The sequence below is a fragment of the Olleya sp. HaHaR_3_96 genome, from assembly GCF_019278545.1.
In the GTDB taxonomy this organism is placed as follows: domain Bacteria; phylum Bacteroidota; class Bacteroidia; order Flavobacteriales; family Flavobacteriaceae; genus Olleya.
Genome location: NZ_CP058987.1, coordinates 3508858 through 3522540, shown reverse-complemented (window position 1 = coordinate 3522540; position 13683 = coordinate 3508858). Strand labels below are relative to the sequence as shown.

The 13683-nt window shown below is 31.6% G+C and carries 13 protein-coding genes; 2 read left to right on the top strand and 11 right to left on the bottom strand.

Features of this window, described 5'->3' with window-relative positions; all coding sequences use genetic code 11:
• The 11 genes from H0I26_RS15495 to H0I26_RS15445 form a co-directional block, all read right to left on the bottom strand.
• Positions 1-2775: an OmpA family protein gene (locus H0I26_RS15495; protein WP_218699882.1), complete on the bottom strand. Its 2775-nt coding sequence runs from the start codon at positions 2773-2775 to the stop codon at positions 1-3.
• Between the two features lie 2 nt (positions 2776-2777).
• On the bottom strand, positions 2778-3278 hold the full coding sequence (locus H0I26_RS15490) for a DUF4280 domain-containing protein (RefSeq protein WP_218699881.1): 501 nt from the start codon (positions 3276-3278) through the stop codon (positions 2778-2780).
• Positions 3279-3281: 3 nt separating this feature from the next.
• Positions 3282-4229, bottom strand: coding sequence for a hypothetical protein (locus H0I26_RS15485; RefSeq protein WP_218699880.1), 948 nt, complete (start codon positions 4227-4229; stop codon positions 3282-3284).
• A gap of 25 nt (positions 4230-4254) precedes the next feature.
• On the bottom strand, positions 4255-6021 hold the full coding sequence (locus H0I26_RS15480; protein WP_218699879.1) for a type VI secretion system Vgr family protein: 1767 nt from the start codon (positions 6019-6021) through the stop codon (positions 4255-4257).
• 96 nt (positions 6022-6117) lie between these two features.
• A complete protein-coding gene (locus H0I26_RS15475; protein ID WP_218699878.1) occupies positions 6118-6549 on the bottom strand; it encodes a hypothetical protein in 432 nt (143 codons plus the stop codon).
• Positions 6549-7196 (bottom strand): hypothetical protein, encoded by a 648-nt coding sequence (locus tag H0I26_RS15470; RefSeq protein WP_218699877.1) that lies wholly within the window; start codon positions 7194-7196, stop codon positions 6549-6551. Before H0I26_RS15470 ends, H0I26_RS15475 begins: the two co-directional genes overlap by 1 nt.
• A gap of 142 nt (positions 7197-7338) precedes the next feature.
• Positions 7339-7734 (bottom strand): type VI secretion system tube protein TssD, encoded by a 396-nt coding sequence (tssD, locus tag H0I26_RS15465; RefSeq protein WP_101019104.1) that lies wholly within the window; start codon positions 7732-7734, stop codon positions 7339-7341.
• 101 nt (positions 7735-7835) lie between these two features.
• Positions 7836-8222, bottom strand: a complete 387-nt coding sequence (gene tssD, locus H0I26_RS15460; protein WP_218699876.1) for a type VI secretion system tube protein TssD — start codon at positions 8220-8222, stop codon at positions 7836-7838.
• Positions 8223-8353: 131 nt separating this feature from the next.
• On the bottom strand, positions 8354-9232 hold the full coding sequence (locus H0I26_RS15455) for a TssN family type VI secretion system protein (RefSeq protein WP_218699875.1): 879 nt from the start codon (positions 9230-9232) through the stop codon (positions 8354-8356).
• A 7-nt stretch (positions 9233-9239) separates the two neighbouring features.
• Positions 9240-10154: a hypothetical protein gene (locus H0I26_RS15450; RefSeq protein ID WP_218699874.1), complete on the bottom strand. Its 915-nt coding sequence runs from the start codon at positions 10152-10154 to the stop codon at positions 9240-9242.
• A gap of 15 nt (positions 10155-10169) precedes the next feature.
• Positions 10170-11195, bottom strand: coding sequence for an NlpC/P60 family protein (locus tag H0I26_RS15445; protein ID WP_218699873.1), 1026 nt, complete (start codon positions 11193-11195; stop codon positions 10170-10172).
• 209 nt (positions 11196-11404) lie between these two features.
• Between H0I26_RS15445 and H0I26_RS15440 the strand changes: the two genes are divergently transcribed.
• A complete protein-coding gene (locus tag H0I26_RS15440; RefSeq protein ID WP_218699872.1) occupies positions 11405-11836 on the top strand; it encodes a GPW/gp25 family protein in 432 nt (143 codons plus the stop codon).
• A 7-nt stretch (positions 11837-11843) separates the two neighbouring features.
• A complete protein-coding gene (locus tag H0I26_RS15435) occupies positions 11844-13676 on the top strand; it encodes a type VI secretion system baseplate subunit TssF (protein WP_218699871.1) in 1833 nt (610 codons plus the stop codon).
• The last annotated feature ends 7 nt before the right edge of the window (positions 13677-13683 follow it).

Below are 13683 nucleotides of genomic sequence, written 5' to 3'. Positions count from 1 at the left end.
TTATGATGAAATTAAGGGTATTGATACTTTACCTCCTGTTATTGTTTCAAGAATATCAAAAGGTTTAACCAATTGTTCTTTATATTCTATATCGTCTAATTTTTTGTGTGGACTAAAGCTAAACCATGATGTTCTAATTTTCATACCGACTTCCGCTTTTATAATGGCTTCAACTTGTATGCCATCAAACAGCATTTTAGGCTCGTAATTTAGCGATCCTCCATGAGATGTACCAATATAGTTTAATTCATGACCAAAAGTAATTGATCCTTCTCCTTTTACTTTAATACTTCCATTTGCGTAAAACTCAGCTATTATTACTACCAATTTTGCTTTTACACTTAAGCCAGCAGTAAGTGTAATACCTACTTTAGTGTTTATAGCAAGACTTGCCTTATTAGGCGCTGCTGTATGATACGTTAAAGATGTGTTAGCACTAATCTCTCCAAACAATTCTAAATCCATATACATGTCTATATTTACAGGATTCTCTTCGTCAGAAAGCCATTTTTTTACTTCATCCAATAAAAGCTTTGCTGCAGCATTTGCTGTACCACCTGTTGTGGCAGCAAGAGTTCCCTGAACAATAATAGCTAGTAAATCTATTACTATTGCCAGTTTTATAAGTGGAGCAGCAACAACTTTTAAGACTATTTCGGTACCAAGATTTGGGGCCGGTTTATCGTCTGTTATTCCTCTAGCGCATTGCCATTCTGCTCCTAAATATAACCTAGGTCCATCCATTACAACTGTAAAAGGCATATCTCGACCTATGCGTGTTTCAACAATTTTACCTTTAGTTTTTCCTGTAATGTATTTAGAGGCTTCTTTTAGTTTAGAAAAAATACTGTAAAGTTGTTTTATTTTGCCCTCAAACTCCTTTTTTATTTCAAAGTTGTCCTCGTATTTGTCTTCATTAATCTTATTCCAATAGGCTTTAACAACTACTTGTAATTTTACATCAGTTTGTTTCCATCTTTTTTCCGCTCCAATTTTTCCAGCTTCACTTTGCATTTCTGCATGCTTTTTATCTGATAAATTAGCCCATTTAACGCTAGCTTTATTTTTTAAATCTAGTAAAAAATCAAAGCTCCATTTAATGTCTGGAAATACTTTAACATATATAGTTTCTCTGTCTTTATAAAAATAGTATCTGCACGTGTGTATATGGTATTTATAAATATTAGGTGCAACACTGTGTGGCCATATAAAATCGATAGGCGCAATACTAATTAGAGAAGTGGGACTATATACTTGTTTTACAATGTTACTTGTTCCAATATGTTTTGAGGGTTTTTCATTGTCGTTTAAAATAGTTACTTCAGTATTATGTTCAAGGTTAGTTCCTTTTTTAAAACAATGTTCCGTACTATCTAACCCGTCAACTACTAAAGTAATATGCTTTTTAGTTTTCTCTGCGGTAATATCAGGAGCAAACGTTTCATATATTAATGACTGGCTGTCACCACCAGAGAGCATAAATCTTATAGTAACTCTTCTGTTTTTTTCATGTTGACTTTCTGTTAAATCTTCACCATTAATCAGTAATTGTCTTTTTCCATGACCTTTGCCAGTTATACGGTCTGCTCCCACACCCTTTTTAATCAAATACTCCCGTGATGACCTTGCTCTTCTGTTTGATAGGTCATCATTATACTTATGATCTTTTCTAATATCACAATGCGCTCCAAGTTCAACAGGTATAAATGGGCTATTTTTTAAAAATTTAGCAAGTTTATTAAGCACTAGTGCTGCATCTTGTCTTATATAATCTTGATCTAGATCAAAATTAATTGTCCTAGAAACAGCAAATTTCTTCATCGGGGATTCTCCCCCAACACCTAATTTTTGCTCATCAAATAAGCTTATATCTTCATTGTTATCCCAAAATGTTAATTTTTTAAAACGACAAGTTTCATAACGTTCTATGTTTATTTCGTTTTGCCCTAATTTTAATGGTCGCGCGGTTTCTGCTAATTTTACAGTTTTGCTAGAAGTTTGAAACTTAAAGACTAAATCTTTTGTTTTACTTCCAATATATGTTTTTGATCCTTTTATTTTTATTTTTGCATAATACTTTTCAGTACTATCTTTAAAATAACCATGTTTTTGTTGCCAATTATAGGTGTCTCTGAATTGTATATTTAGCTCTCCATCATAACACATTCCAGTATATATTTGAGGTAAGAGCTCATGCCCAAAATTTTCTACGTGATAGATCTCTATTTGTAGATAGACACCATTACAGCCTTCTAACTTTGCATTTAACCAAATATTATCACCAAACTTTAGTTGACCAGATAGTGCACTGCCTTCTTGCTCTTTACTCCATGTCGTACTAAGTGTTTTTTTTGGCCACTCTCCGAAGACTAATAATTTACTAGGAAATTTATTTGAGGGAGTCGTCATAAAAGGTTCGATTACCATAATTTTTGTACCACAATACTTGGGTTCAATTTTTATTTCGACCATGTCTCCTATAATAGAGCTCTTATCCTTAGCTGTAAAGGAATATAATTCTTCAGGTCTTGCAATCCATTTTGCTCTTCCTTTTCTAGTATCAGGAGTGTCTTTAAAGTAGAATGCTTTAAAGATTTCTTTTTTATTCCCTTTAATGGCAATCCTAGGCTCAAATGTATAATTATCTAATTCAACTTCTTCAAGAGGTTTAAAATATTCTACTTTGTATGCTTTAGAAAAACCATATTCTATATATGGGATATCTTCAGTTTTACTAATTAATTGACCTGTTTTTTCAACTCCAATTTTACCCATAATTAGTTGTTTTTAGAAATTATGGTTAGTCCCTCATCACTAGGTTGATATTGTAATTCCCTAACGTCTATCATTGGATTTAATTGTGCATGAACTTCGTTGTTAGCCTCGTCAGAATCACTTACAGAACCTTCTGCTGTTTGTCCATGGTCTATAATACTAATACATGGACTGCCTCCAATAGGGCAGGTAGCTTTACTATCTTCTAATAAAATTTGACCTTCATTGCTTAAAATTACATTCTCATAAGCACCATCCCATTTACTTATTATTATTTGACAAGGTTTAAAACTACTACCTGTGGGTTGCATTTTGCATTGGCCAAAGGTGTTTTTTTCAAAGGTGGCACCTCCAATGTCCATTGTAGAGGCTAATAACTTTTGTGAGCCTCCGCTATCATTAGCATAATTGCGTGTTTGTGACAATACTTTTAACTTGTCTGGAAAATCTCCAAATTGACATTCACATAAAGCACCTTGTACTACTGCGTGTTTTTCACTCATAATCTATTTATTAGATTTTTTAAAAAATCGAGACCAAAATCCGTTTTCTACTTCCTTTTCTTCTTCAGGAGTTTCAATTTCTTCTAGCTTATCTAAAGAAAACATTTTGACGGTTATTTTTTTTGGTTGAACAAATTTAGTTTCGAAAAAGGCCTCTATGCCCTGTATTACACCTGTATCTTTATGTATACCATAAGTGACATTACATGTTCCTTCTAAGGGTTTTTCATCACTGTTTAGTGTTTTGTAGTAAGGGAATTTTAGTTCTTGCTCTAAATCTAAAGCACATCTTTGATCATTTATAGTTCCGTTTATTTTTACAAAATGAATTGGGCCGGAAGTATTTTCTTCCAATATTTTTTTTGCATCATATTCCACTAACCCTGCGTTACCTGCAATATAATACTTGGGTTTATCAAAGACGTATCTAGAGTCTGTATACGACACATATACTGGTGCAAAAAATAAGTGTAAAAACCAATCTTGTTTTATTTTATTAAAAAAAAGTTCAGAAATACTTAGAGTTTTATCATTTAATTTAATGTAACTATCGGTAGTTTCTCCTTTGTAGTATTTTTTTAATTCCTTTTTTAAAACACTCCACCTGTCTTGAATTTCGTTAAAATTAGTTACACTTTTTAAAGTTCCATTTTTATTAGTCTCTAATTCTAAAGGATATATGACTTGACTTACCTTAGATGCTAATTCATCCATACTGGATTCTGGTAATTTATCATTTATGTATATATCAGTATTTCTATTTATTTGGAATATATTACTATTACTATCTGATTTTCCTAAATACTTAATTTCTAATTTATATCTCAAACTATTTTTAGCTTGATTATCCTCAAAAATAATCATGCATCCATATCTGGAATACAAGCCAGTAGGATCAAGATTTATTTTGTGATTCTTGAGTGCTTTTTTTGATATTATGTCCTCTTCCATTGTCATTTATTAAGTTATGGATGTACTAATACAGTTTAACTTTTTCTGTACTTTGGATATCGACTGTTTTACCAGAAGCTAAAGTCAGGTTTTTAGAATTGCTACTAATTGTGATTTCTTCAGATACCATTTCATGTTTTTCAGAACTAACGGATAGATTTTTTTCAATTACCATGTTTTTGTTTTTGGCCATTACAATTAGATCTTCTGCAACACTATTTGTCATGTCTTTACCTGCTGATAGCTCCATGTTTTCAGCAGCATTAATTCTTATGTTCTTAGCATTTAAAGTCATATTCTCTAACGCTGTGATTTCGATATTATTTTTGACTGTATCTATAAATATTCTATTACTGTTTTTGTCAGTAATAGTTATACTTTCTGCCCCATTACTATCATTAAACTCTATAGTATGCCCGCTTCTAGTCTTAATAGCTTTAACATCATTAGCACTACTTTGAAAAGCACCTGCTTTAGCAGCTCCATTATACAAACTTCCTAACATATAGGGATGCTCTGCATTATCACCTTCAAAACCAATCAATACTTCCTCTTCAAGTTCTGGTATAAAATGGAAGCCTTTGTCTCCTCCTGCATGAGGGGTTACAATACGTATCCAAGGGGTCATTTCTCCTGTTATTTTTTGCCAAGGCATTTGTACACGTATTCTACCAAGACCTTCTGGATCTGCATTTTCTAAAACAGTGGCGGTTTGTGTACCACTTTTAGGAAAGGCATTGATGTTGGTGTTAGGGTAGGCGTCAAAATCTGCAGTAACAGCTTCAAACCTATTTTCGTAATCGCCGTTTTCTCTATTATTATGTGTAATACTTATAACTCTGTAGTTTGCACCTTCAACTTTTACAATGTTTCCTAATTTGACGCCTGGATTATCGCTAATACCATTCAGTTTTACCTGCTGCATTTCGATAGCTTTTTTCTGTAACTCTATGTTAGAATCCAATCTTTGCTTAGCCTGTGGATCGTTATATAAGTTATGCCATACTTTGGTTTCTTTAGTATAGATACTATCTGATTTACTAGAGACAAAACCACTATAACCACTGGCACCAGAACTAATGTCTTTAGCATCTTTTTCGTGCACGTCATTTAGCAAGTAGTCGTTGGCATAAAATTTATAATTATGCGATTGTGGTGTTAAATTTAGATTGTATTCTTTAAGGTCAAAGCCATAGGTTAATGCTAACTCTTCTGCTTCCGGTGCTCCAAAGACTAACTTAGAGCCATTGTAATAAAACCACTCGCCATATTGTGCTGCTAAACGGCTAGCGTAATTGTAAGCACTTTCTCCATTTTGAACAGAGTAGTGTAGGGTAGCGGTGTTATTGGGTTGTATTAGGACTTCTAATTTAGATCTATCGTAGTCGCTAAAGGTGCGGTCTATTATTTCTGCCAATGATAAATCGTTATAAGAGGCATAATGTGGTCCATCGTCAGCTATAAAGGTTGGGCTTAAGGCTGTAATGACAACTTCGTCACCAGAACTAGCTTCATGCCCTTTTATGGTGGTTATTTGTGAGACGATACCTTTAAATTCTAATGCCTTATAACCGCTAAAACTACCTAAAGCAGACGTTTGAAGTGTTATGGTTTCTCCTAAGTAATTTTTACTAGATTCTCCAAGCGCTTGAGATAGATTTTCTAAAACATCCATACGACAGACCAACTCTAGTCTGTGATGGGCATCGATACTTTGATGTAGTTCTATTGATTTAAATGCTGAAATCTCTGTTCCTGAGATAAATATAGTAGTGTTGCTTTGTAATGCCATAGTCTTATTATATTATTAAAACTGAACTAAGTTATTATATTTTCAGGCTTTTATTTGAAGCCAAATATTATTTTTTATCTTAACAGATAACCTATTTTAAAATTGAGCTGATTTATGATATTTTTCTGCTACAATAGGTAACCATTCATTGTTTTCTTTTTTATACCAAACGTAAATGATGTTTTCTTCATCTTTTGAACCCCACTTTGCGATTCTAATTGGTATATTGTTTCTTTCGTGTTCTTCTCTTGAGTAGTAATTCTCTAAAATTTGTGTTGCATCCATGTACCCATGGCCTTTTAAAATAAATTGTTGATCTAATAATGTTAACCGACAAGTTGCTATTGCTTTTTTGTAACTGGCTTTTGATAAAAAAGAAACTGTTATAGAATCCTCTAAACAAAAGTAGCTGGAATCAATAGCTTTAGTGTTTACACTGTTTACTTTGTTCCCCTTTTTTACTTGTTTATTATTATTACATGATGAAAATGTTAAAAGGACTATTATAATTATAACAACAGTTTTCATTATTCTAAAATACTTACAAAAGTTACGTTTGGAATCATTTTGTTTAGCTCTGATTTTATTTCATCTATATATCTATTCCTTAGGTTGTTGCCTATGTTCATTAGAGCATTAGTATCTTTTACGTATCTCGATTCATATTTAGTACGGTCCTCTGCTCGTTTATAGTCATTACCATATTCGTCATCACCACCAATAGTGTGACCAAATTCATGTTTTACAGTATTTTGATTTATAGCGCCAAGTATTCTTCTTTCAGTATCAATATGTCTGAAGAAAATCTTTCTGACATTTACTGCTGTATATGCTCCTATTTTTTCATTAGGTTTTATTTTTTGAACAAAAGCTTCCCAATGTTCTCCCGAAGTTACCCATTGTATATCAAATTCAAGATTAAATTCTTTTTTGTGTAAAGATTTATTACTTGCGTTTATATCATGGACTAGAGTGAAAATAGTAAATTTATTACCCCATTGTTGCCAAATAACATTATCCGCTTTTTGATGCCAAGCCTTTTTCTCTAAATAAGTCCAATGAGATAACCCTTCAGAGACTGTCCAAATATATTTCCATTTTTGGCGTACCACAATGGTTTTACGACTAGGTTCAATATAAATATCATAAGCATCTGTTTTTTTAATGTAGTTCATCTATAAAAGTTAAGTGTTTACAATACATTATGGCAGAATATAGCACCAAGGTATAACTCTATACTGTTATTAAAATAGACAGTATTGAGTTAATAACTCTGTTGTATATACGTAGAAAAGAGTAATTATAGATTTTCTATTATTACATTTTTGCTGGCCAATTATTTGTATACGTCGTTCCTTTTATACTGACTTCTTTTGCCGAAATAACAACACGCGTTTTTAGCGGTTGCGATCCAATAGCATCAAAATCTTCGACATAGTCCAAGCAATAGGCTTCACTAAAATCTATGGTTTTAAGACTAGATAGGTTGTCTCTTTTGTAAAAGACGATACTCCCATTTTTGGTCATGTTACTAGAAATCATCCACTCTAAAAAGTCTGTTTTATTTGTAGATTCTATAAGAATAGTTATTTGCCCTCCGCGAGGTTTTTGTGATGGACGACCTGTATTATCAGCACCTTGGTGAAAACCAAAAGAGCACTCTAAAACATTCATTTCGTTATCATCGATATTAAGTTTAGCTAAAAACGACATAAGTATTGGAATTTAAATGAATAATGAAAAAATAAAGGGAGTAGCCATAAGCACTCCCTTTATTTAATTATGATACTATAACAATTAATTAAGAGTTTAAATTAAACCCAGTCATTAACATGTTCTCCATTTCCAATACCGATTCCTTTAGCAGAAATTACGAAAGACTCAGACATTGGATTGTGTCCTGTAGAATCAAAATTTTCGTAATATTTAACCATGTAACCTTCTGTGAATTTTAATTCTTTAGACGTAGAATCGCTATCTCTTTTTAAGAATACGATAGAACCATCTCTACGCTCGAAATTGTTAAACATCCAGTCAGAAAGACTAGTGTCTGCAGTAGACTCTACAGTTAATTTAATTTTACCTCCTCTTGTAATAGAAGAAGGTCTTCCTGTAGCGTCCGTTTCTTGGTGTAATTCATAAGAAGAATTTAACACATTGTACTCTTGTCCGCCTACTTTAAGTTTTGCTTTGAAAGCCATAATAAAAAATATTTAAGTAAAAATTTAAAAGCCATTATTGGCATACTCTAAATTTACCCACTTTGTAGAGCGGACACAAATATTTTCGATAAAAAGCACATTTATCTGTTAAGCCACAAGTGGTTTTTGTTTTAGTCAATGTTAGTTCTTTGGCATACAATGACATAGTCTTCTCTAATATCATTTGCTATGACTGTTTTAGAGTAGTTGATATGCTTTAAAGACTTGATCCAACTTGGTTTTCTATAAAATATCCAGCCGTGTGGTTCTTGCGAATTGTAATCTATAAAGTCTATTTTGCTTTCCGGATGCCTTTCATTATAATCATTTATAAAGAAGTAGAATAATTTTCCAAATTCCATGTTTTCAGGCGCTTTAACTCTAAAGTTAGTGACATCTGCTAAATTTTGATTTTTTTGAAACTCAAAACTAATTACTAAAGGATTTTGTAATTCTTTTTGCGTTGGTTCTTTAACATCGACTTCTAATGGATAAAACCAATTTTTATATTCTGGAACGGGTATCAATAAAGAGAACTCATATAGTTTATATACTAGGTAAGGCACCATAAAGACAATAGAAGAGGCTAAGAATGTATAATTGGTACCCTCTCTAAATTTAGTAACCACATTTAAAAAGGCAAAAAGTCCAATTAGTGTTATGGCAAACGTGAATAAAAATTCAGAAAAGAAGTCCGATTTATCTTCTGATAATGCGCTAAAAAATTTACGCATTATAAATAAGTGCAACATCCCTAATAGTAGAAAAATAATTTGCATCCCAATAAAACTATTAACAGCTGTATCGTTTAAAAATTTGCTTGAGCTTATAAAACCAACTAGAGCAAAAGAGATTAAAATAAATATAGCATATAGTATGGCTTGCTTTTTTTGCTTAGAGAAAATTTTTCTTATTTTGGTAAAAAGCATCATTATTAAAGATCCTACTATAAAAAGTAAGATGCTTATTTTAAAAGCGTTACCGCTTAATAAACTTGAAAGAGAACCCATTTTGTCTTTATATTTTGGTTGAAATTCCTATTGTGGAACAGTCTTTTGCATCTAACGAAAAGCCTAGATTATCTTTGACTTCGTATTTTGTTGTTACATCAAGCTCTAAAGGTAAAAAATAACTGTAAAATATCTCTAAAAATTTGTTTATTCCTTTATCGGAAACGTAACTATTTATTTCTGTATTACTTTTTAGCCATATGGTAACTTCTAAGTAAGGGTGAGCTAAATGGTGACCTGCATTGTCTAAAACCGAGTCTATACCTAGCCTTTTGTCTTCTTCTTGAGGTTTTGGTTTTGTACTGTTTTCGGTAATATATTTTGTGGTAAATGAAACGTCATTTTTTAAAATTTTCTCTAAACTTAGTCGTGTTAATTCTAAATTTCCAGCAATTTTAAAAGTATGAGGTAATAGCTTTATTAATTTTAGTAAATAGGGACGTGGCATGTCTTGACTTAAATTCCAGAAGTCGATAAGATAGTCGTCTTTTAAACTGTAAAAATTATTTATTAAAACACGTTCGTTTTTTTCAATATTTAATCTTTGATGGAAAAACTCATTTTCTATTGGAGAGAAAAAGGATCGAGCTGCAGCTTCTTCCTTTTTCGTTTTAATCCTGTTTGCAGAAAATGAAGTTGACCTATTGCTGGTTTGGGTATGAAAAACACCTTCAGGAAGATAATCGTATAATCCGCTTCTGGATAAATCCATGCTTAGTAAATCATCTTCTAATTTTGAAATATCGATATTTAATAAGTCTCTTCTATAAGGTCGTTGGAAGGTACTTTTATTATTGATTATAATTTGTTCAGATTTTAAATCTGTGCGTTCTTGAACTTCTGCCACCAAAACCTCTGTTTTGAGGTTTTGGTATACAGATAATAACTCGTTAAAAATTTCTTTTAGTTGTACAGCGTCCATTAGTAACTATACGTCTTAATTATCTAAAATTATGCGTCCTGCAGATACAAATTTAGTAGACCAGTAATCTTCACTTAAATCACTAATTTGTACTCCGCCGTTTCCATCATTATCTTTATTACTTGTGGAGTGCACAAACATATTATTATGTAAGTATACTCCAACATGGTTTATTTCATCATTACTTTCTCCTACACCAGTAAAAAATATTAAATCACCTTCGAAAATTTGACCTCTATTTTTAAATTTGTCAACAGAGTCTGAATGATATTGTTGGGATGCCGTACGTTCTAATCTAAATTTATGTAGAGAAGAAAATATAAATTGAGTAAAAGAAGAGCAATCAATACCTCTTTTTTTTGTATTCCCTCCATACAAGTAAGGAACATTATCCCAATCTTCAATTAAATTATAAAGTTCTACATTAGTAAGGTCTGCTGGATCGACACCAAGGATGTTTCCGTATTTTATTTGCGTTTCTGTAATAGTATAGGGGGCTTCGTCTGGCTCTGTGTTAGGGTCTTTGTAGTCAAGTGTAACAGTGTCTTCGTCTATTTTTCCTTTTCTTTTGTTTTTAGCTAAACGTTTGATTTCTTTAGCATATAGTTTATCTTTTTCTTTTAATTCTTTTTCGATATCAGCAATGCGCTCAGATTCTTTTTTTTCTTCGATACGTTGTTGTTTTTTCAATTCTCTATCGGTAACTTTTCTATTGTAAAGTTCTTTTTTGTTTGGCTCTAATTTAATTTCTTTAGCTTCAATTTTTAAGCCTGGTGCGGTGTCAATTAAAAATATATTGGTTGTAAAGTTGTTTTTCTCTACTAAAACAACTAGGGTTCCTTCAGGTAATTGTTGAGTGAAAACAAATTTACCATCATCGTCAGTCGCTTCCGTAAATTTAGTGTCTTTTATGGTTACAATCGCACCTTTAATCGGGGTTGACAATTGGGCATCTATTACAACACCTTCAAAACGGCTGTTTTGAGCGTAATTGAGAATACAAAATAGTAATAGCGTAGGTATTAAAATTATTTTTTTCATTATTAATGGATAGATTTAAAGGTGTTTTTAACGTGTTTGGATTAATTTGTAATAAAATTAGAAAAAAAAAACTTGACAAGGTTCGTATTTCGATGAAATGCAACAAAACAGGTATGAAAAGCCTTATTTTTTAAAGTATATAAATTATATTTGAATTCCTCTTTTTTTTATAATCTATAGGTCTATATTAGTTGAACAATTATACTTAAATGAATAATACATATTATAAGTTACCAATAAATGCTGAAGCGTTGATAAAAAGTAAAAATCATTCGACTTGTGATTTATCAAGCTCAATAGCTAACAATATCCATTTAATAGCAACCTCATATTTTGGAGAGTGTACTTTTGATGATTCTTATGGTTGTTCCATATGGAATATCGACTTTGATAATCTGAAAAGTACTAATAAATTAAAATCTCTAATTGAAGAGTCGCTATATGATTCTTTAAAAATACATGAAAAAAGATTAACAGGGCTATCAATTACTGTTAAAATAAAACAAGAGGAATTAAATCCTAACGGACAAAATAATAGAATAAAAAAAAGAGTCGATATTGGTATTAAAGGACGAATCAAAAAAATTGATGAAAACTTTTCTTACGTAGAGCATTTTTTTATTGGACCATTATCATATTAAAATATAAATGAATAACACAAAAGAACAAATTAAAAACAGGATGCTTAAAAAAGCGGCTAAGCTTTGGGGTGTGCCTGCTAATGAGATTGAAATGTCTTTTGATCCGCTTGTGGCGCTTTTAATAAGTGCTTGTGCTTCTGAAATAGAAAAAATTAGTGGCGAGATTAATGAGTCGCAAACTAGAATTACTGAGAAAATAATCCAGTTAATGACGCCAGAGACCATTTATGGTCCAAAGCCGGCACATGGTGTGATGAGCTCTTTTCCTTTAGATGATAGAGCTTTAGTGCAGCCGGAAACGCTTTTTTATTACAAGAAAAAAGTAACACATAAAAAAACAACTCAAAATTTCAAGAATTTATATTTTACACCAGTAGCATCTTGTAATCTAATCAAAGCTAATATTAGTTATATAGCAGTTGATAACACGATAAAAGAGGTTGTTGGTAAAAATGATTATGAGGATTTACTACAAGGGTCAAGTAATGGGAGCTTACCAAATTCAACGTTATATTTAGGGGTCACTAGTGACTTAGATACGCTTAATTTAAGTGATATTTCTGTTTATTTTGAACTTTTAGATATTGATGATAAAGCTCTTTTTTATCATCATCTAAAGTTTTCAGAGTGGTACCTTGATAATAAGAAGATTAAAATAGAATCCGGTTTTATTAATACAACCGAGAGTGCTAAATTGGATCTAGACGCTATTTTTGAAGACGCACCAAGTAAAACTAATAATCTAGTACATCAGACTTGTAATTTTTACAATAAACATTTTGTTAGAATTGTTGAATCTAAAGAGAACACCAGCTGCAAGACTTCAAATTTTGAAGAACTGGATACTTTTATATCAGATAATAAAGTGAAAGTTGATGATAATGTGCGATGGATTAAGATTGTATTTCCTCGTGTCATCTCTAATGCGACATTAACAAATGTTTATGGAACAGTGAATGCTTTTCCTGTTTTAAACCGAGAAATGAACAGCTTTTCTTACAGGCTGAAGGAGTTTATAAGTATCATTCCTGTTAAAACAGATGATTTGTTTTTGGATATAAATAGTTTGACCAATACAAACGGACAGTTATATAAACCACAGAGTAAGGATAATTCTTATGAAGATAAAGGGACTTATATCCAAAGGAGTGATAATGTCGGTAAATTAGGATATAGAAAAGCTAAAGAGTATGTGGTGTATTTATTGGAGCTATTAAAAGATGAAAGCGCCTCTTTTTCTATGTTTAATAATGATTTTTTACAATCTAACCTTAAAGAGTTAAATCAATTAATAGCGCGTTTAGAAAAGAAGGTGTTGGAAATTACCAATGAAGTTTCAGAAACCACTTATTTAAGTTTAAAACCTTTTAAGGTTAAGGAGTCCTTGTTAGTAGAGTATTGGACTACTAACGGAACTTTAGCAAATAATTTAAAAACGGGTAGTGCCTTAGAGATATATAAAGGTATTGGAATACGACAAAAAAGTAGTACTTTGCTTACTCCTACGTTTGGAGGTAAAGACCACTTGACTATGGAGGAGCGACTTAATGCTTATAGACGTTCTTTATTGTCAAGAGATAGGATAGTAACAAAAGAAGATGTAAAAGCGTTGTGTTACGAAATATACAATAATAAGATAACAGATATTCAGATAAGAAAAAGTTATGTAAAGGATATTGCGATAAATAAAGGGTTGATTAATTGTATAGAAATCTCACTGACCCCTAATCCAGATTCTATTACAAAAGAACATGAATGGGAAGCGTTAAATAGTAATTTATTATTATTTTTGGAAAATCATTCGGTTAGCGTTTTTCCATATAAAGTACGAATTTTATAAAATTTAT

Excerpts from the sequence above, each read along its gene's own strand:
- H0I26_RS15495 (WP_218699882.1), bottom strand. The coding sequence starts at position 2,775 with ATGGGTAAAATTGGAGTTGAAAAAACAGGTCAATTAATTAGTAAAACT.
- H0I26_RS15490 (WP_218699881.1), bottom strand. The coding sequence starts at position 3,278 with ATGAGTGAAAAACACGCAGTAGTACAAGGTGCTTTATGTGAATGTCAA.
- H0I26_RS15485 (WP_218699880.1), bottom strand. The coding sequence starts at position 4,229 with ATGGAAGAGGACATAATATCAAAAAAAGCACTCAAGAATCACAAAATA.
- H0I26_RS15480 (WP_218699879.1), bottom strand. The coding sequence starts at position 6,021 with ATGGCATTACAAAGCAACACTACTATATTTATCTCAGGAACAGAGATT.
- H0I26_RS15475 (WP_218699878.1), bottom strand. The coding sequence starts at position 6,549 with ATGAAAACTGTTGTTATAATTATAATAGTCCTTTTAACATTTTCATCA.
- H0I26_RS15470 (WP_218699877.1), bottom strand. The coding sequence starts at position 7,196 with ATGAACTACATTAAAAAAACAGATGCTTATGATATTTATATTGAACCT.
- tssD (WP_101019104.1), bottom strand. The coding sequence starts at position 7,734 with ATGTCGTTTTTAGCTAAACTTAATATCGATGATAACGAAATGAATGTT.
- tssD (WP_218699876.1), bottom strand. The coding sequence starts at position 8,222 with ATGGCTTTCAAAGCAAAACTTAAAGTAGGCGGACAAGAGTACAATGTG.
- H0I26_RS15455 (WP_218699875.1), bottom strand. The coding sequence starts at position 9,232 with ATGGGTTCTCTTTCAAGTTTATTAAGCGGTAACGCTTTTAAAATAAGC.
- H0I26_RS15450 (WP_218699874.1), bottom strand. The coding sequence starts at position 10,154 with ATGGACGCTGTACAACTAAAAGAAATTTTTAACGAGTTATTATCTGTA.
- H0I26_RS15445 (WP_218699873.1), bottom strand. The coding sequence starts at position 11,195 with ATGAAAAAAATAATTTTAATACCTACGCTATTACTATTTTGTATTCTC.
- H0I26_RS15440 (WP_218699872.1), top strand. The coding sequence starts at position 11,405 with ATGAATAATACATATTATAAGTTACCAATAAATGCTGAAGCGTTGATA.
- H0I26_RS15435 (WP_218699871.1), top strand. The coding sequence starts at position 11,844 with ATGAATAACACAAAAGAACAAATTAAAAACAGGATGCTTAAAAAAGCG.